Here is a 16346-nt window from a genome sequence, read left to right on the forward strand (position 1 = left end):
TGCCCAGCTAAGTTACTGTGCCCAGACGTATGAATGAGACCTTCCCCGTGTTGATCGTCAGCAAACTCCTGGATCAAGTCATCAAGGCACACGCCCGTTGGCGTTGGCGCGCCTGAATCTTTTCCGCCGGCTTGGCCGGACCTGTACCGCTTTGCCTTCTCTACCTGTATGAAATGCCGCTTTGCTGGCGCCACTCCAGCACCTGTAAAAGCGCAGCGCACTGCGGGTAAATCATTCGAAGGCCGTATTTAAAGTCAGTGAATTCAAGAGGTTCTTAACGCCATGTTGCTGATGATCGATAACTACGACTCTTTTACTTACAACGTTGTGCAATACCTCGGCGAGCTGGGCTCCGAGGTCAAAGTCGTGCGCAACGACGAGCTCACCATTGCCGAAATCGAAGCCCTCAACCCTGAGCGCATCGTCGTATCTCCCGGTCCTTGCACCCCGACCGAAGCCGGTATTTCCATCGAAGCGATCAAGCACTTCGCCGGCAAGTTGCCGATTCTCGGCGTTTGCCTGGGTCACCAATCCATCGGCCAGGCGTTTGGTGGCGATGTGGTTCGTGCCCGTCAGGTCATGCACGGTAAGACTAGCCCGGTATTTCACGAGGACAAGGGCGTATTCGCAGGTCTGAATCGCCCGTTGACGGTCACCCGCTACCATTCGCTGATCGTCAAGCGCGAAACCCTGCCCGACTGCCTGGAGCTGACCGCCTGGACCCAGTTCGAAGATGGCTCGGTGGACGAGATCATGGGCCTGCGTCACAAGACGCTGAACATCGAGGGTGTGCAATTTCACCCTGAGTCTATCCTCACCGAACAGGGGCACGAGCTGTTCGCCAACTTCCTCAAACAAACCGGCGGCACGCGCTAAGGACTTTCCATGGATATCAAGACAGCCCTGAGCCGTATCGTCGGCCACCTCGACCTCAGTACCGATGAGATGCGCGATGTCATGCGCGAAATCATGACCGGGCAATGCACGGATGCGCAGATCGGCGCGTTCATGATGGCCATGCGCATGAAGAGCGAAAGCATCGACGAGATCGTCGGTGCCGTGACGGCGATGCGCGAGTTGGCGGACAAGGTCGAACTCAACACCCTCGACGGCGTGGTCGATGTGGTCGGCACCGGCGGCGACGGTGCGAACATTTTCAACGTTTCGACCGCTTCTTCGTTCGTGGTCGCGGCGGCCGGTTGCACCGTGGCCAAGCACGGTAACCGTGCGGTATCGGGCAAAAGCGGCAGCGCCGACCTGCTGGAAGCGGCGGGTATTTACCTGAACCTGACCCCGGTTCAGGTGGCACGCTGCATCGACAACGTCGGCATCGGTTTCATGTTTGCCCAGACCCATCACAGCGCCATGAAGCACGCCGCCGGCCCGCGCCGCGAGCTGGGCTTGCGCACCTTGTTCAACATGCTCGGCCCGCTTACGAATCCGGCCGGTGTGAAACACCAGGTGGTGGGTGTGTTCAGTCAGGCGTTGTGCCGGCCATTGGCCGAAGTCCTGCAGCGCCTGGGCAGCAAACACGTGCTGGTGGTGCACTCCAAGGATGGCCTGGACGAATTCAGCCTGGCGGCACCGACCTTTGTCGCGGAATTGAAGAATGACCAGATCAGCGAGTATTGGGTCGAACCCGAAGACCTGGGGATGAAGAGCCAGAGCCTGCACGGTCTGGCGGTGGAAAGCCCGGCGGCCTCCCTGGAACTGATTCGCGATGCGCTGGGCAAGCGCAAGACCGAGAACGGTCAGAAAGCCGCCGAGATGATCGTGCTCAATGCCGGTGCCGCGCTGTACGCCGCCGACCATGCGACAAGTTTGAAAGAGGGCGTTGCCCTGGCGCACGACGCGCTGCACACAGGCCTCGCTCGGGAAAAACTTGAGGAATTGGGTGCATTTACCGCGGTATTCAAAGTGGAGAATGAGGGATGAGTGTACCGACGGTTCTGGAAAATATTCTGGCCCGCAAAGTTCAGGAAGTTGCCGAGCGCAGCGCTCGTGTGAGCCTGGCGGAGCTGGAAAGCCTGGCCAAGGCGGCCGATGCACCCCGTGGTTTCGCCAAGGCATTGATTGAGCAGGCCAAGAAGAAACAGCCGGCGGTGATTGCTGAAATCAAGAAAGCTTCGCCAAGCAAGGGCGTGATTCGCGAGAACTTCGTGCCTGCGGACATTGCCAGGAGTTACGAGAAGGGCGGGGCTACTTGCCTGTCGGTACTCACCGACATCGACTACTTCCAGGGTGCTGATGAGTATCTGCAACAGGCCCGGGCGGCGTGCAAGTTGCCGGTGATCCGCAAGGATTTCATGATCGATCCATACCAGATCGTCGAATCCCGCGCTCTGGGAGCTGACTGCGTGCTGTTGATCGTCTCCGCACTGGATGACGTGAAAATGGCCGAGTTGGCGGCCGTGGCCAAAAGCGTCGGCCTCGATGTGCTGGTGGAAGTCCACGATGGCGACGAGCTGGAGCGGGCCTTGAAAACCCTCGACACGCCGCTGGTGGGCGTGAACAACCGCAACCTGCACACCTTCGATGTCAACCTGGAAACCACCCTCGATCTGTTGCCACGTATTCCCCGCGATCGTTTGGTGATTACCGAGAGTGGCATTCTTAACCGCGCCGATGTCGAGCTGATGGAAATCAGCGACGTGTATGCGTTCCTGGTGGGTGAAGCGTTCATGCGCGCCGAAAGCCCGGGTACCGAGCTGCAGCGTCTGTTCTTTCCCGAGCGTGGTGTTCCAGTGAGCGGTTCTACGCTCGACTGAACACAGCTTCGCAGGCAACCCGTTCCCTTTGTAGGAGCGGGCTTGCCCGCGAAGAGCCATCAAGTACCCCAAAGACTTCATGTCTTACGGAGTCATCCATGCCCCAGCCAATTTCGCTGACCATCGAAGCCGGCCTGCTCGCCGAGCAGAATCTGCTGGCCTCAGTCTGCGCTGGCGATTCAGAGTTCGGTCTGTTGTTCTGGCAACCCGGTGATCGGGCATTGGTCATGCCGCGCCGCTTGAATCGCTTGCCGGGTTTCGAAGCGGCGTGCGAGGTATCAGCGGCGGCGGGTTGGCCGGTACTGTTGCGTGAAACCGGTGGTGAGCCGGTGCCGCAATCGGCATCCACCCTCAACATCGCGCTGGTCTATGCGCCACCGCGCAGCGAAGGTGATCTAAACCGTATCGAATCCGGTTACCGGCGTTTGTGCGATCCGATCTGTCAGTTGCTGGATGAGCTGGGCGGCACCTCGTCGCTTGGCGAAATCGACGGTGCGTTTTGCGATGGCCGCTTCAACGTCAATCTGGATGGGCGCAAGATGGTCGGCACTGCTCAGCGCTGGCGCCAGAGTCAGGGCGGTCAACGTCCGGTGGGACTGGTGCATGGTGCAATGTTGCTGGATAACGAGCGCGAATCGATGGTCGCAGCGGTCAATCGCTTCAACGAAGCGTGCGGTCTGGAGCAACGGGTGCGTGCCGAAAGCCACATCGGGCTGCATGAGAAGTTCACGGCGCCAGACGCGCTGGCACGTCTCGACGAACTCTACCGGCAAATGCTGGCGCAGATGTTCGCCACCTGAGTTTTCAAGACTAGCGCGTACCGAAGACCACCATGGTCTTGCCTTTGACGTCGACCAGGTTGCGTTCCTCCAGATCCTTGAGCACGCGGCCGACCATCTCGCGGGAACAACCGACAATCCGGCCGATCTCCTGACGGGTCACCTTGATCTGCATGCCGTCCGGGTGGGTCATGGCGTCTGGCTGCTTGCTCAGCTCCAACAGGCAGCGCGCAACGCGGCCGGTCACGTCAAAGAATGCCAGATCGCCGACCTTGCGCGTGGTATTGCGCAGGCGTTGTGCGATTTGTCCGCTAAGCACGTAAAGAATGTCTGGATCCTGTTGGGACAGTTCGCGGAATTTCGCGTAGCTGATTTCCGCGACTTCGCATTCGACTTTGGCGCGCACCCAGGCGCTGCGCTCCTGTTCCAGCCCAGCTTGCTCAAACAGACCCAGTTCGCCGAAGAAGTCGCCGGAGTTGAGGTAGGCAATGATCATTTCACGGCCGTCATCATCTTCGATCAGGATGGTCACCGAACCCTTGATGATGAAGAACAGCGTGTCCGAGCGGTCGCCGGCACAAATGATGTTGCTTTTGGCGGCATAGCGACGGCGCTGGCAGTGCATCAACAGTTTGTCGAGGTTCTTGATTTTGGATATGGGGGTAATAGCAACCATGGTTGTATCCCGGAAAGACTGCACGGTGTGTTTGTTTTTTGTAGGGGCTGGTGAAGCCTGCGATTGTTCTATTCGCTACAAAGCTGGCTAAACGCCAGTGGATTGGCGCCAGCTTAACAGACACATTCCTTCAAGATTCGAGAATTTACCTACGACGCATACGGCTATGTCCTAGGAAGGCGAAGCGCTGCCAATCAAGGGCCCTGTGCTAAGCTGGCGACCCTTTTTTATACAGTGGAGTCTTGGCGATGAAGGCACGCATCCAATGGGCAGGCGAAGCCATGTTCCTCGGTGAATCCGGCAGCGGTCATGTCGTGGTCATGGACGGTCCGCCCGATGCCGGCGGTCGTAACCTGGGTGTCCGACCGATGGAAATGCTCCTGCTGGGTGTTGGTGGTTGCAGCAATTTCGATGTGGTCAGCATCCTCAAGAAGTCCCGTCAGGCCGTCGAAAGCTGCGAAGCCTTCCTCGAAGCCGAGCGTGCGACCGAAGATCCGAAGGTGTTCACCAAGATCCACATGCACTTCGTGGTCAAGGGCCGCGGGCTGAAAGAAGCCCAGGTCAAGCGCGCCATCGAGCTGTCGGCCGAGAAGTATTGCTCGGCCTCGATCATGCTCGGCGCGGCTGGCGTGGCGATTACCCACGACTACGAGATTATCGAGCTCGGTTGAATCGACATTCAACTATCATAAAAGCGGTGCAGACTCTGGCGATCCATAGCTGACGTCTGCATAATGCGCCACTTTTTTCAGGGCAGTGATCGGTCAGCCGACAGGTCGCTTGCCTGAACAGACAACCAAAATCGCCATCGCGAAGAGGTGTTAACCGTCCTACGCAGGTGCGTCGTTCGCATCTGACGGGCATGCTTGATCACGCGGCCAGCCCGCAATACATAGAGAGTTTTTAACGGTGAAAAGCAAACTCAAGCTCCACGGGTTCAATAACCTGACAAAGACCTTNGAGCTTCAACATCTATGACATCTGCTACGCGGAAACCCCGCAAGACCAACAGGCTTACGTCGAGTACATCAATAAAGAGTACAACGCCAAGCGCCTGACGCAGATTCTCACGGAAGTTGTCGATATCATTGGTGCCAACATCCTGAACATCGCCAGTCAGGACTATGAACCCCAGGGTGCCAGCGTCACGATTCTGATTTCCGAAGAGCCGGTGACCCCGACCGACAGTCAGATCGAAGAGTCTCCGGGCCCGTTGCCCGAAATCATTCTGGCCCACCTCGACAAGAGCCACATCACGGTGCACACCTACCCGGAAATCCATCCGGTGGACGGTATCGCGACGTTCCGTGTGGACATCGACGTGTCGACCTGTGGCGTCATTTCACCGCTCAAGGCGCTCAACTTTCTGATCCACCAGTTCGACTCGGATATCGTGACCGTGGATTACCGCGTGCGCGGCTTCACCCGTGATGTTGAAGGCAAGAAGCACTTCATCGACCACGAGATCAACTCGATCCAGAACTACCTCTCCGAAGACACCCGCGACGCGTACCAGATGACCGACGTGAACGTGTATCAGGAAAACCTGTTCCACACCAAAATGCTGTTGAAGAACTTCGAACTGGATAACTACCTGTTCGGCGACGCCACTAGCAATCTGTCTTCTGAGCAGCGCGCCCAGGTGACTGAGCGGGTGAAACACGAAATGCTCGAAATATTCTCCGCGCGCAACATGCCGAGCTGAGATTTGCGAGTACAAAAAAGGCGACTACCTCGAGGTAGTCGCCTTTTTTATTTGTTGGAATACAGAACCCTTGTAGGAGCGAGCGGTGCGGCGACCCGACTTGCCCGCGAAGAGGCCCTATTTAACAACCTGACCCTCAGATCCGATAAGTACTCTTCGTCATCACCTTGGCCAAAAGACTCATCCCGAACTTCACCGGGGCAGGAAAGCGGAAACCCCCAGCATCCAGCGCACTTTCGGCATGCTGCTCTTCATCAATGCGCATCTGCTCAAGGATCGCCCGGGACTTTTCGTCCTCGGCCGGCAGTTGCTCAAGGTGTTCGTTCAGGTGTTTGCAGACCTGATGCTCGGTGGCGGCAACGAAACCCAGGCTGACCTTGTCGCTGATCAACCCGGCCACCGCGCCAATCCCGAACGACATTCCGTAGAACAGCGGATTGAGGATGCTGGTGTGGCTGCCCAACTGGTGAATGCGCTGTTCGCACCAGACCAAATGGTCGATTTCTTCTTCGGCGGCATGTTCCATGGCGGCGCGCACTTTCGGCAGCCTGGCGGTCAGGGCCTGACCTTGATACAGCGCCTGGGCGCAGACTTCGCCGGTATGGTTGATGCGCATCAAGCCGGCGACGTGCCGGGTGTCCTCGTCGCTCATTTGCGCATCCGGCTGCACGATGGCAGGCGACGGACGGTAGGGCTGACCACTGAAGGGTAGCAGAGTACGCATCGCGGCATCGGCTTGCAGCAGAAGACGGTCAATTGGCGAGTAGTGACGTTGGGTAGTCATGCTGACCTCCGGGAAGAATCTCGGCGGCCAGTTTAACCCAATCGGCCGGGGAGGGTTTGCGTTGGGTCATTTGTGGCGAGGGCCACTCCCTCGCCACATAAACCTGTACTGTTTGCAATCAGCCCGGCGGCCAGTGCATCTGGCGCTGACCCAGCACGTGCATATGAATGTGATAGACGGTCTGCCCACCCAGTTCATTGCAGTTCATGACCACCCGAAAGCCTTCTTCACAGCCCAACTCCAGCGCCAGACGCTGGGCGGTGAACAGAATATGCCCGGCCAAAGCCTTATCGTCCTCGGTGAGGTCGTTCAGGGTGCGTACCGGTTTCTTCGGGACCACCAGGAAATGCACGGGGGCCTGTGGCGCGATGTCGTGGAAGGCCAGTACCTGGTCGTCCTCGTAAATGATCTTCGCCGGGATTTCCCGGTTGATGATCTTGGTGAACAGAGTATCCACAGCTGTTTTCTCCGTTGTTTGGGCTGGCATGAGTGTACTCATGGGCCGGTTTTTTACCATGGGGGCGATCACCGCGGGCAGTACGCCTTGTTGACCATGCCTACGATCGTCCGGGTCAGCCAGCGCGAGCCGAGCCGCGGCAGGAAGGCAAACCAGCGATTCAGGCGACCGGGGATAATAATGGCGCGATTTTTCTCCAGAGCCCGTACGGTATAGAGCGCGACTTCTTCTGGACTCATCAGCAGTTTGCTCTCGAGCAGTTTGTCGGCGTCCAATTGCGCGGTACGGAAAAACGCCGTACGGGTTGGGCCAGGGCAGAGTACCGACACCTTGACCGCGCATTTTTTCAGTTCGATGCGCAAACCTTCGGAAAAATGCAGCACATAAGCCTTGCTGGCGTAATAAGTGCTCATCCAGGGGCCGGGGTGGAATGCCGCAACCGAGGCGACGTTCAGAATCTGCCCACCGCCCTGCAAAGCCATGCTGTTACCAATGGCATGACACAGGCGAGTGAGGGCCAGGATGTTCACTTCGATCAGGTCTTGTTCGATCATCCAGTCCTGAGCCAGGAATGGGCCACAGGTACCAATGCCGGCGCAGTTGACCAGCAGATCGATTTGCCGCTCACCTTCCTCCAGTTCCAGCAGAAATCCGGACAGGCGCAACGGCTCTCCCAGGTCACAGGCACGAAACAACACTTCCACGCCAAAACGTTGAGTGAGTTCAATCGCAATACTTTCCAGCTGATCACGCTGTCGGGCCACCAGAATCAGGCTGCGGCCGCGCCGGGCCAGCGCTTCGGCCATGGCCAGGCCGATGCCGCTGGAAGCGCCAGTGATCAGAGCGTAACGGGTCATGCAGTTCTCCATCGCAACGGCTCCGCGCCGGTGACGCAGATGTCATCGGCGGGGAGTGCTGTTCATTCTTTCGCAGAGTCTACAGGGGGCGGGGCCGCTTCGGCTGCATCGTCGGTTGAATCCAGTGCTGACTCGGTCTCGACGGGGATTGCTTCGACTTCATCGGTGATCACGGAGCTGCTTTGATAGGCGCTCTCAGCGGCGCTTTCATATTCATCCTGAATCGCCGTGAGACCTCCGGTCAGCCCACCAACGAACATGATTGCGATAAACACCAGCCACAGCGAAGCCAATACCCTGACCGCGTTGCTGTTGGGTGGTGGTGGCGCGCCATACCGGTTGGCCGTGTTGTTACCCGGCACGATCATTATGACGAACGGAAAAACGCTCCCCACGAACGGCACAAGGTTCAGCAGCCAGAGCCAGCCGGACCAGCCGATATCGTGCAGGCGCTGCACACTGAACTGGATACTGATGAATGCGAGTACCACGACCAGAATAAAGGCCAGCAGACCCGCGAGAATCAGCCCGGCAGTCGAGTCCGTGCTGATGAGGGCGAAGCCGAAAACGGCCAGCACCGAGCCAATGCTTAGCGTCACCAGCGTCAGGGCCATCGTCCAGGCCAGAAAGCGCAGTCGGCCGATACGGCCATCGAAGCTGAAGGCTTTGAGGGCGGCGAACTGCGGCAGTGCGTCGCCGACAGTGGCGCGCGGCGGAGCATAGGGGGACTCAGGCTCTGCCGACGGAGGTGGGCTGACGTGAACGTCGGACAGGTTCAGCTCGATCGAGGGTTCGGCTTCGATTCGGGCATCGATGCCGGTTTTCATCAGTGCCTGAAGATACGTCTGCGCATCGGCATGTGACAGATCGCGTTTGAGCGCAACCGTCCGGCCACTGAACAGGCGTTCAATGGCAGCGACATCGCTTTTGAACAGCTCGGCGAGATTGAGCTTCGCGCTGGTGGCGTCCACACCTGGCTGCAGAGCGCCATCGAAGACAATCTTGAAACGGTTTTCTTTCATGGCCGAGGCATCCTTGTCGCGAGAGTTTGTAATAGGTGGTGTTGCAAGGTGGAGTGTAGGGCCAGTCGGTAGAGGCTGGCCAAGTTCTCCGGTTAACGCGGCCAGCGCTTGGGCAACGCTGCCGCCAGCTCCAATGCCTTGCGGTATTCGGCGTCGAGACGTGCGACCAGTTGATCGACACTCGGCAGGTCCTCGATTTCCCCGACGCCCTGGCCTGCAGACCACACGGTTTTCCAAGCTTTGGCTTCATCATTCAACGGCTTGAGCTTTGAGCCGAAGTCCACCTCGCCCTTGCCTTGCAGCGCCGCCATGTCGAAACCGGCGGCCTCCAGGCTCTGACGCATGAAGCTTGCCGGAATTCCCGACACCGCTGGAGTATGGACGATGTCCGCGGCTCTGGCAGTCAGGAGCATCTCCTTGTAGGCGTCAGGCGCATGACTTTCCGTGGTGCCGATAAATCGCGTACCGAAGTAGGCCAGATCCGCACCGAGCAATTGCGCCGCAAGAATCTCGTGGCCATGGTTCAGGCAGCCGGCCAGCAGCAGGGTCTTGTCGAAAAACTGGCGAATCTCGGCGATCAGCGAGAACGGGCTCCAGGTCCCGGCGTGACCACCGGCGCCCGCGGCAACGGCAATCAAACCGTCCACGCCGGCCTCGGCCGCTTTTTCCGCATGGCGACGGGTCGTCACGTCGTGAAACACCAGGCCGCCGTAGCTGTGTACCGCGTCGACCAGTTCCTTCACGGCGCCGAGGCTGGTGATCACGATCGGTACTTTGTGTTCGATGCAGATCGCCAGATCCGCCTGCAATCGCGGATTGCTGTGGTGGACGATCAGGTTCACCGCATATGGCGCAGGGTTCTCCATAGTCGCCAGCCCTGTTTCGATTTCCTCCAGCCAGGCCTTGAAACCGCTGCTTTCACGCTGGTTCAGCGCAGGGAAACTGCCCACTACGCCATTACGGCAACAGGCGAGCACCAGCTCGGGATTGGAAATCAGGAACATCGGCGCCGCCACCACCGGTAGACGCAAGCGTTGTTCGAGCAAAGCGGGCAGCGACATTGGAAGTACCCCGGGTGAATGATGCTTGTTGGATTAAAACGGCCGGACGACGACCAGAATTACGATAGCCAGCAATATCAGAACCGGCACTTCATTGAACCAGCGATAAAAGACATGGCTGCGGGTGTTTTCGCCACGGGCAAAACGTTTTACCTGTGCGCCGCACATGTGGTGGTAGCCAATCAGGATCACCACCAGGGTCAATTTGGCATGCATCCACGCGCCCTGGCTGAAATAGGCGCTGGGGTTGAGGCTGATCAGCCAGATGCCGAACACCAGGGTGGCGATCATCGCCGGCCCCATGATGCCCCGGTACAGCTTGCGCTCCATGACGCTGAAGCGTTCCTTGCTGACGGTGTCTTCACTTTGCGCGTGATAGACGAACAGGCGCGGCAAGTAAAACAGGCCGGCAAACCAGCAGACCATGCTGACGATGTGAAGCGCTTTGAGCCACAGATAAAGCATTTTTGGTTATTCCCAGGTTCACGGTAGTGAAGATAGTAGGGGGTAGAGCGTCCGCACGTCACCTTGACGGTTGTCGCAGGGCCTCGCGGCCCCTATTATCGACGGCTTTCCAGTGGGTTCGTTTGAGGGCAGGTTTATGGTCAAGGTCGGTATCGTCGGCGGCACGGGTTACACCGGTGTCGAACTGCTGCGTCTGTTGGCACAGCATCCGCAGGCAGAAGTGGTGGTGATCACTTCCCGATCCGAGGCCGGCCTGGCCGTGGCTGACATGTACCCGAACCTGCGGGGCCATTACGACGGTCTGGCGTTCAGCGTTCCGGACATCAAGACCCTCGGAGCCTGCGACGTGGTGTTCTTCGCCACGCCGCACGGTGTTGCCCATGCTCTGGCGGGCGAGTTGCTGGCTGCCGGGACCAAGGTCATCGACCTGTCGGCAGACTTCCGTCTGCAAGACGCCGATGAGTGGGCCAAGTGGTACGGCCAGCCGCACGGCGCGCCGGAATTGCTGGAGGAGGCGGTCTACGGCTTGCCGGAAGTCAATCGCGAGCAGATCAAGCAGGCGCGCCTGATTGCTGTACCGGGTTGCTACCCGACCGCGACGCAATTGGGTTTCCTGCCATTGCTCGAAGCAGGTCTGGCCGATACCACTCGCTTGATCGCTGACTGCAAATCCGGTGTCAGCGGTGCCGGTCGTGGCGCTTCGGTCGGTTCGCTGTACTCCGAGACGTCGGAAAGCATGAAGGCTTACGCCGTCAAAGGGCACCGTCACTTGCCGGAAATTCGCCAGGGTCTGCGTCGTGCAGCGGGCAAGGACGTCGGCCTGACTTTTGTTCCGCACCTGACGCCGATGATTCGCGGTATTCACTCGACGCTCTACGCAACGGTCGTGGACCGTTCGGTGGATCTGCAAGCCCTGTTCGAAAAGCGTTATGCCAACGAACCGTTCGTCGATGTCATGCCGGCCGGTAGCCATCCGGAAACCCGCAGCGTGCGCGGTGCCAACGTTTGCCGTATCGCCGTGCATCGTCCGCAGGATGGTGATCTGGTGGTGGTGTTGTCGGTCATCGATAACCTGGTCAAAGGCGCGTCGGGTCAGGCGGTGCAGAACCTGAATATCCTGTTCGGTCTGGATGAGCGCCTGGGTCTTTCCCATGCGGGCATGCTGCCGTAAGGCTGTATCCTGCTCAGCAAAAAGGCCCGTTGAACGGGCCTTTTTGCATTTTGGTNAGCAAAAAGGCCCGTTGAACGGGCCTTTTTGCATTTTGGTCTGACAATTGGATTGATTGATATACCGTAACAATAGTTGACCGATTTTCTGGGAGAAGCGGATAATGCGCGTCATCACGCATTATGGCGGCGTAACGCCGGGAGATAGTCAGCATGAGCGTCGAATCCTTCACCCCCACGGCTTTGCAATTCACCCACGGTGCTGCGCACAAGGTGAAGAGCCTGGTCGATGAAGAGGGGAATGATCGCTTGAAGCTGCGCGTATTCGTTACGGGCGGCGGTTGTTCAGGGTTTCAGTACGGCTTCACCTTCGATGAAGAAGTGGCCGATGACGACACCATCGTCGAGCGCGAAGGCGTCAGCCTGGTGGTCGATCCGATGAGCTTCCAGTACCTGGCAGGTGCCGAGGTGGATTACCAGGAAGGTCTGGAAGGTTCGCGATTCGTGATCAAGAACCCGAACGCTACCACCACGTGTGGCTGTGGCTCTTCGTTCTCGATCTGATCGCACGTCACTGCATCAACAAGCGCCGCAGGGTCTCAGGACTCTGCGGCGTTTTGCTGTCTGGGGTTCTTCAGTTTCAGGCGGGGTAGATTGCGCCGAGTACACGTAAGCCGCGGGCGCCGGTGACACTCGGGCGGTTGGCCGCGATACCTTCCAGGCAGCAATGAGCCAGCCAGGCGAAGGCCATGGCTTCAACCCAGTCCGGGTCTACGCCATAAGCGGCGGTGCTGCTGACTTTTGTGTTCGGCAACAGACTGGCCAGGCGCTTCATCAGCGTGGCATTGTGCGCACCGCCGCCGCAGACCAGCAGCTCCCGGGTATCCGATTGAGCGCTTTGCAATGACTCGACGATGGTCTGCGCGGTCAGCTCCAGCAGCGTGGCCTGTACGTCTTCGGCTGCGAAGGTTGGCAGCTGTGACAGATGCTGCATCAGCCATGGCAGATTGAACACTTCGCGTCCGGTACTCTTCGGGCCTTGAGTCACAAAGAATGGATCACTGAGCAGCTCATTCAACAGAGCCGGTACAACCTTTCCGCTGGCGGCCCATTGGCCATCGCGATCAAAGTTGTCGCCACGTTGTTGATGAATCCAGGCATCCAGCAGGACGTTCCCCGGGCCGCAGTCAAAACCCGCGACAGGCTTGCCGGGCTCGATCAGGCTGAGGTTGCTGAACCCGCCGACGTTCAGTACTGCACGGTTACCAGACTGTTCTTCAAACAAGGCATCGTGAAAGGCCGGAACCAATGGAGCACCTTGTCCGCCAGCAGCTACATCGCGGCTGCGGAAGTCGCTGACCACGGTGATGCCGGTCAGCTCGGTGAGCAAGGCCGGGTTGCCAATCTGCACCGTGAACCCGCGCGCCGGTTCGTGGCGAATGGTCTGGCCGTGGCTGCCAATCGCGCGGATGTCGTCAGGTTTGAGGTTTTGTTGATCAAGAAGGGTATGAATGCCCTGCGCGGCCAGCTTCACCCAGTTCTGCTGGGCAATGGCGGAGCGGGCAATCTCGTCCGGACCGCTGGCGCACAAGCCAAGCAGCTCGGCGCGCAGGGATTCGGGCATGGGGATGTAATGCGTGGCGATCAGCTTGATCGCCGGGGCTTGCTCGATCAGCGCAATGTCCAGGCCATCAAGGCTGGTCCCGGACATCACACCTATATAGAGCGCCATGGCTTAGCGTTTACTCGAAGCCAGCTGGGTGGCTTTCTCTTGGTCCATGCGCGCCATCAGCGGTTGGCTTTGGGCGAGGAAACGTGAGCGCTCAGCTTTGGAGATCGGATCGGCCATCGCTACCTTCTGGCCCAATGGATCGACGTGCACGCCATTGACCTGGAACTCGTAGTGCAGGTGCGGGCCGGTGGAGAGGCCGGTGGTGCCGATGTAGCCGATTACCTGGCCTTGCTTGACGCTGCCGCCGGTCTTGATGCCTTTTGCAAAGCCCTGCATGTGGCCGTACAGCGTGCGGTAGGTGCTGCCGTGCTGAATGATCACGGTGTTGCCGTAACCGCCGCGGCGACCGGCCAACAAGACTTGGCCGTCACCGGCAGCCTTGATCGGAGTGCCCCGTGGTGCCGCGTAATCGACACCTTTGTGGGCGCGGATCTTGTTCAGGATCGGGTGCTTGCGGCCCATGGAGAATTTCGAGCTGATGCGGGCGAAGTCCACCGGAGTACGGATGAACGCCTTGCGCATGCTGTTGCCATCCGCCGTGTAGTAGCTGCTGTTGCCTTGTTTGTTGGTGTAGCGCACAGCGGTATAAGTCTTGCCGCGGTTGGTGAAGCGTGCGGAGAGGATGGGGCCATTGCCGACCGCTTTGCCGTTGACGACCTTCTGCTCATAGATCACGTCGAACTCGTCACCTTGGCGAATATCCTGGGCGAAGTCGACGTCATAGCCAAACACACTGGCCATATCCATGGTCAGGCTGTGGGACAAACCGGCTCGGGCGGCAGATTGCGACAGCGAACTGTTGATCACACCATGAACGTAGGCGGAGCGAACAGTGGGCTTGGCGGTAATGCGGTTGAACGTATAACCCTTGTCGTTCCTGGTCAGGCTGATGCTTTCCATGTCGCTGACTTTGCTGTGCAAATTGGTCAGCTGGCCATCCGGGCTCACTTCGAACTCGAGCTTCTGGCCATGTTTGAGTTGGCTGAACTGCTTGGCTTGCTTGTCGCTGGCCAGTATTTCATGCACCGAAGTGGCCGGAAGACCAACTTTCTCAAACAAAGTCGAGAGAGTATCACCTTTGGCAACGATCACTTCCCTGTGGCCTGACGCCTTCTTTTCTTCGACGACTGGCGCGGGGGCGGCCTGGGCGGTTTCCTGAGTGTCTTCGGCGCTGTTTTCGATCTGCGCGAAAGGGGAGGCTGCCGGCTCATTTGTGGCTTGGACGACGTCGGCGGCGTCTTGATCTTGTGTCAGTTGTTCTGCAGGGCTTTCCAGTTCAAGACTCAGGGTCGTCTTTTTGGCTTCAACATCACTGGATGGGAATACCAGAAGCGCCAGGCTCAGAAGGGCAGCGATACCACTCGCGGCGAGCAGGTGGGTCTTCGGGTAAAGCGGTGGCGCTTTAGACGGTTCTGTGGTCATAGGTAATTTTGACTTTGAAAAAATGAAATGGAAAAGATGAATGACATGATGAAGACGAAATAACTGTATAAAATATAACCAAATCATCTCTGAAGCAAGCCTGCGGACGCTCTGTCCGCGGATTGGCGTCCGCGCGCCGGGCAAAACTTGTATTTGACGCCCGATCTTGTATGGTTGGTCCCCTTTGAATTCGAGTCTTGCAGGTCTGTTATGAAGTCGGTTGAAGAGCAGCTAGCGCTGATCAAACGTGGTGCAGAAGAACTGTTGGTCGAGTCCGAGCTGATCGAAAAGCTCAAACGTGGCCAGCCGCTACGTATTAAGGCAGGCTTCGATCCGACCGCGCCGGATTTGCACCTGGGTCACACCGTGCTTATTAATAAGCTGCGCCAGTTCCAGGATCTGGGCCATCAGGTGATCTTCCTTATAGGTGACTTCACCGGGATGATCGGTGATCCGAGTGGCAAGAGTGCGACACGTCCACCGCTCACTCGTGAACAGGTTCTCGAGAATGCCGAGACCTACAAGACTCAGGTCTTCAAGATTCTTGATCCGGCCAAAACCGAAGTGGCGTTCAACTCCACCTGGATGGATCAGATGGGGCCAGCCGACTTCATTCGCCTGACTTCGCAATACACCGTGGCACGCATGCTCGAGCGCGACGACTTCGACAAGCGCTACACGACCAATCAGCCAATCGCCATCCACGAATTCCTCTATCCGCTGGTTCAGGGTTATGACTCGGTCGCTTTGCGCGCGGATGTCGAACTGGGTGGTACCGATCAGAAGTTCAATTTGCTGATGGGGCGCGAGCTGCAACGCAGTTATGGACAGGAGGCTCAGTGCATTCTGACCATGCCGTTGCTCGAAGGGCTGGATGGCGTGAAGAAGATGTCCAAGTCGTTGGGCAACTACGTCGGTATTCAGGAGGCGCCGGGTGTCATGTACGGCAAGCTGGTTTCTATCCCTGATGTGCTGATGTGGCGTTACTTCGAATTGCTCAGCTTCCGCTCCATGGAAGAAATCGATGCTTTGCGGGCTGACGTTGAGGCGGGTGCGAATCCGCGTGATATCAAGATCAAGTTGGCCGAAGAGATCGTTGCACGTTTCCATGGTGAGGAGGCTGCGGCCAATGCTCATCGCGCAGCGGGCAATCGTATGAAAGATGGCGAGCTGCCGGATGATCTGCCAGAGATCGAATTGACCGCTGCCGAAGATATGCCGATCGCTGCCGTCCTTAATAAGGCGGGCCTGGTGAAGAACTCTGCCATGGCGCGCGATCTTCTGGGTTCTGGTGGTGTGCGTATAGATGGTGAGGTTGTCGATCGCACCTTTATATATGCACTGGGTGCGACCCACGTTTGCCAGGCTGGGAAGAAGGCATTTGCGCGTATTACGCTCAAATCCGAATAAAGCTGAAATTAGGGGTTGACGGCAGATTCTGGACGTCTATA

General features: G+C 58.2%; 17 protein-coding genes and 1 pseudogene. 9 read left to right on the plus strand and 9 right to left on the minus strand.

Translation table 11 applies throughout. The features are described 5' to 3' along the window. The first annotated feature begins 282 nt into the window (after positions 1-282). From HCU66_RS09010 to HCU66_RS09025, 4 genes are all read left to right on the plus strand, one after another. Positions 283-876 carry an aminodeoxychorismate/anthranilate synthase component II gene (locus HCU66_RS09010; RefSeq protein ID WP_205888143.1) on the plus strand — a complete coding sequence of 198 codons (594 nt, stop codon included), beginning with the start codon at positions 283-285 and terminating at the stop codon, positions 874-876. A gap of 9 nt (positions 877-885) precedes the next feature. Next, positions 886-1935, plus strand: a complete 1050-nt coding sequence (trpD, locus tag HCU66_RS09015) for an anthranilate phosphoribosyltransferase (protein WP_205888144.1) — start codon at positions 886-888, stop codon at positions 1933-1935. Further along, complete coding sequence (trpC, locus tag HCU66_RS09020) at positions 1932-2768, plus strand: indole-3-glycerol phosphate synthase TrpC (protein ID WP_205888145.1); 837 nt, start codon at positions 1932-1934, stop codon at positions 2766-2768. Before trpD ends, trpC begins: the two co-directional genes overlap by 4 nt. 98 nt (positions 2769-2866) lie before the next feature. Continuing rightward, the gene (locus HCU66_RS09025; RefSeq protein ID WP_205888146.1) at positions 2867-3568 is read left to right on the plus strand and encodes a lipoate--protein ligase family protein; all 702 of its coding nucleotides are present in this window, start codon (positions 2867-2869) and stop codon (positions 3566-3568) included. 10 nt (positions 3569-3578) lie between these two features. Here HCU66_RS09025 and crp read toward each other — a convergent pair whose 3' ends face one another. Further along, positions 3579-4223, minus strand: a complete 645-nt coding sequence (gene crp, locus HCU66_RS09030; RefSeq protein ID WP_205888147.1) for a cAMP-activated global transcriptional regulator CRP — start codon at positions 4221-4223, stop codon at positions 3579-3581. 248 nt (positions 4224-4471) lie between these two features. On the opposite strand from crp, the gene HCU66_RS09035 reads away from it, so the two are divergent. Next, on the plus strand, positions 4472-4894 hold the full coding sequence (locus HCU66_RS09035) for an OsmC family protein (RefSeq protein ID WP_007941657.1): 423 nt from the start codon (positions 4472-4474) through the stop codon (positions 4892-4894). Positions 4895-5132: 238 nt separating this feature from the next. Then, positions 5133-5928, plus strand: a pseudogene (gene speD / locus HCU66_RS09040) (adenosylmethionine decarboxylase). Between the two features lie 136 nt (positions 5929-6064). Here speD and coq7 read toward each other — a convergent pair. The 6 genes from coq7 to hemJ form a co-directional block, all read right to left on the minus strand. Next, entirely contained in the window at positions 6065-6712 is a 648-nt protein-coding gene (gene coq7, locus HCU66_RS09045; protein WP_205888148.1) for a 2-polyprenyl-3-methyl-6-methoxy-1,4-benzoquinone monooxygenase, read from the minus strand. Between the two features lie 118 nt (positions 6713-6830). After that, positions 6831-7169 carry a histidine triad nucleotide-binding protein gene (locus HCU66_RS09050; RefSeq protein WP_007906873.1) on the minus strand — a complete coding sequence of 113 codons (339 nt, stop codon included), beginning with the start codon at positions 7167-7169 and terminating at the stop codon, positions 6831-6833. Between the two features lie 68 nt (positions 7170-7237). Next, positions 7238-8026: an SDR family NAD(P)-dependent oxidoreductase gene (locus HCU66_RS09055; protein ID WP_205888149.1), complete on the minus strand. Its 789-nt coding sequence runs from the start codon at positions 8024-8026 to the stop codon at positions 7238-7240. A 62-nt stretch (positions 8027-8088) separates the two neighbouring features. After that, on the minus strand, positions 8089-9048 hold the full coding sequence (locus HCU66_RS09060) for a DUF805 domain-containing protein (RefSeq protein ID WP_205888150.1): 960 nt from the start codon (positions 9046-9048) through the stop codon (positions 8089-8091). Positions 9049-9140: 92 nt separating this feature from the next. Continuing rightward, on the minus strand, positions 9141-10109 hold the full coding sequence (locus HCU66_RS09065) for an NAD(P)H-dependent flavin oxidoreductase (protein WP_205888151.1): 969 nt from the start codon (positions 10107-10109) through the stop codon (positions 9141-9143). A 33-nt stretch (positions 10110-10142) separates the two neighbouring features. Continuing rightward, positions 10143-10574, minus strand: coding sequence for a protoporphyrinogen oxidase HemJ (gene hemJ, locus HCU66_RS09070; RefSeq protein ID WP_205888152.1), 432 nt, complete (start codon positions 10572-10574; stop codon positions 10143-10145). Positions 10575-10710: 136 nt separating this feature from the next. Between hemJ and argC the strand changes: the two genes are divergently transcribed. Both argC and erpA read left to right on the plus strand, forming a co-directional pair. Further along, on the plus strand, positions 10711-11745 hold the full coding sequence (gene argC / locus HCU66_RS09075; RefSeq protein ID WP_007941665.1) for an N-acetyl-gamma-glutamyl-phosphate reductase: 1035 nt from the start codon (positions 10711-10713) through the stop codon (positions 11743-11745). Between the two features lie 209 nt (positions 11746-11954). After that, complete coding sequence (gene erpA / locus HCU66_RS09080; RefSeq protein ID WP_007906865.1) at positions 11955-12305, plus strand: iron-sulfur cluster insertion protein ErpA; 351 nt, start codon at positions 11955-11957, stop codon at positions 12303-12305. Between the two features lie 76 nt (positions 12306-12381). On the opposite strand, the gene HCU66_RS09085 is transcribed toward erpA, so the two are convergent. Both HCU66_RS09085 and HCU66_RS09090 read right to left on the minus strand, forming a co-directional pair. Further along, positions 12382-13473, minus strand: a complete 1092-nt coding sequence (locus HCU66_RS09085) for an anhydro-N-acetylmuramic acid kinase (protein ID WP_205888153.1) — start codon at positions 13471-13473, stop codon at positions 12382-12384. Between the two features lie 3 nt (positions 13474-13476). Beyond that, the gene (locus tag HCU66_RS09090; RefSeq protein ID WP_205888154.1) at positions 13477-14895 is read right to left on the minus strand and encodes a peptidoglycan DD-metalloendopeptidase family protein; all 1419 of its coding nucleotides are present in this window, start codon (positions 14893-14895) and stop codon (positions 13477-13479) included. A 210-nt stretch (positions 14896-15105) separates the two neighbouring features. On the opposite strand from HCU66_RS09090, the gene tyrS reads away from it, so the two are divergent. Beyond that, complete coding sequence (gene tyrS, locus HCU66_RS09095; protein ID WP_205888157.1) at positions 15106-16305, plus strand: tyrosine--tRNA ligase; 1200 nt, start codon at positions 15106-15108, stop codon at positions 16303-16305. Positions 16306-16346 lie beyond the last annotated feature (41 nt).

Origin of the sequence: Pseudomonas frederiksbergensis (assembly GCF_017114915.1) — a bacterium.
GTDB lineage: Bacteria > Pseudomonadota > Gammaproteobacteria > Pseudomonadales > Pseudomonadaceae > Aquipseudomonas > Aquipseudomonas frederiksbergensis_I.

Excerpts from the sequence above, each read along its gene's own strand:
- HCU66_RS09010 (WP_205888143.1), top strand. The coding sequence starts at position 283 with ATGTTGCTGATGATCGATAACTACGACTCTTTTACTTACAACGTTGTG.
- trpD (WP_205888144.1), top strand. The coding sequence starts at position 886 with ATGGATATCAAGACAGCCCTGAGCCGTATCGTCGGCCACCTCGACCTC.
- trpC (WP_205888145.1), top strand. The coding sequence starts at position 1,932 with ATGAGTGTACCGACGGTTCTGGAAAATATTCTGGCCCGCAAAGTTCAG.
- HCU66_RS09025 (WP_205888146.1), top strand. The coding sequence starts at position 2,867 with ATGCCCCAGCCAATTTCGCTGACCATCGAAGCCGGCCTGCTCGCCGAG.
- crp (WP_205888147.1), bottom strand. The coding sequence starts at position 4,223 with ATGGTTGCTATTACCCCCATATCCAAAATCAAGAACCTCGACAAACTG.
- HCU66_RS09035 (WP_007941657.1), top strand. The coding sequence starts at position 4,472 with ATGAAGGCACGCATCCAATGGGCAGGCGAAGCCATGTTCCTCGGTGAA.
- coq7 (WP_205888148.1), bottom strand. The coding sequence starts at position 6,712 with ATGACTACCCAACGTCACTACTCGCCAATTGACCGTCTTCTGCTGCAA.
- HCU66_RS09055 (WP_205888149.1), bottom strand. The coding sequence starts at position 8,026 with ATGACCCGTTACGCTCTGATCACTGGCGCTTCCAGCGGCATCGGCCTG.
- HCU66_RS09060 (WP_205888150.1), bottom strand. The coding sequence starts at position 9,048 with ATGAAAGAAAACCGTTTCAAGATTGTCTTCGATGGCGCTCTGCAGCCA.
- HCU66_RS09065 (WP_205888151.1), bottom strand. The coding sequence starts at position 10,109 with ATGTCGCTGCCCGCTTTGCTCGAACAACGCTTGCGTCTACCGGTGGTG.
- hemJ (WP_205888152.1), bottom strand. The coding sequence starts at position 10,574 with ATGCTTTATCTGTGGCTCAAAGCGCTTCACATCGTCAGCATGGTCTGC.
- argC (WP_007941665.1), top strand. The coding sequence starts at position 10,711 with ATGGTCAAGGTCGGTATCGTCGGCGGCACGGGTTACACCGGTGTCGAA.
- erpA (WP_007906865.1), top strand. The coding sequence starts at position 11,955 with ATGAGCGTCGAATCCTTCACCCCCACGGCTTTGCAATTCACCCACGGT.
- HCU66_RS09085 (WP_205888153.1), bottom strand. The coding sequence starts at position 13,473 with ATGGCGCTCTATATAGGTGTGATGTCCGGGACCAGCCTTGATGGCCTG.
- HCU66_RS09090 (WP_205888154.1), bottom strand. The coding sequence starts at position 14,895 with ATGACCACAGAACCGTCTAAAGCGCCACCGCTTTACCCGAAGACCCAC.
- tyrS (WP_205888157.1), top strand. The coding sequence starts at position 15,106 with ATGAAGTCGGTTGAAGAGCAGCTAGCGCTGATCAAACGTGGTGCAGAA.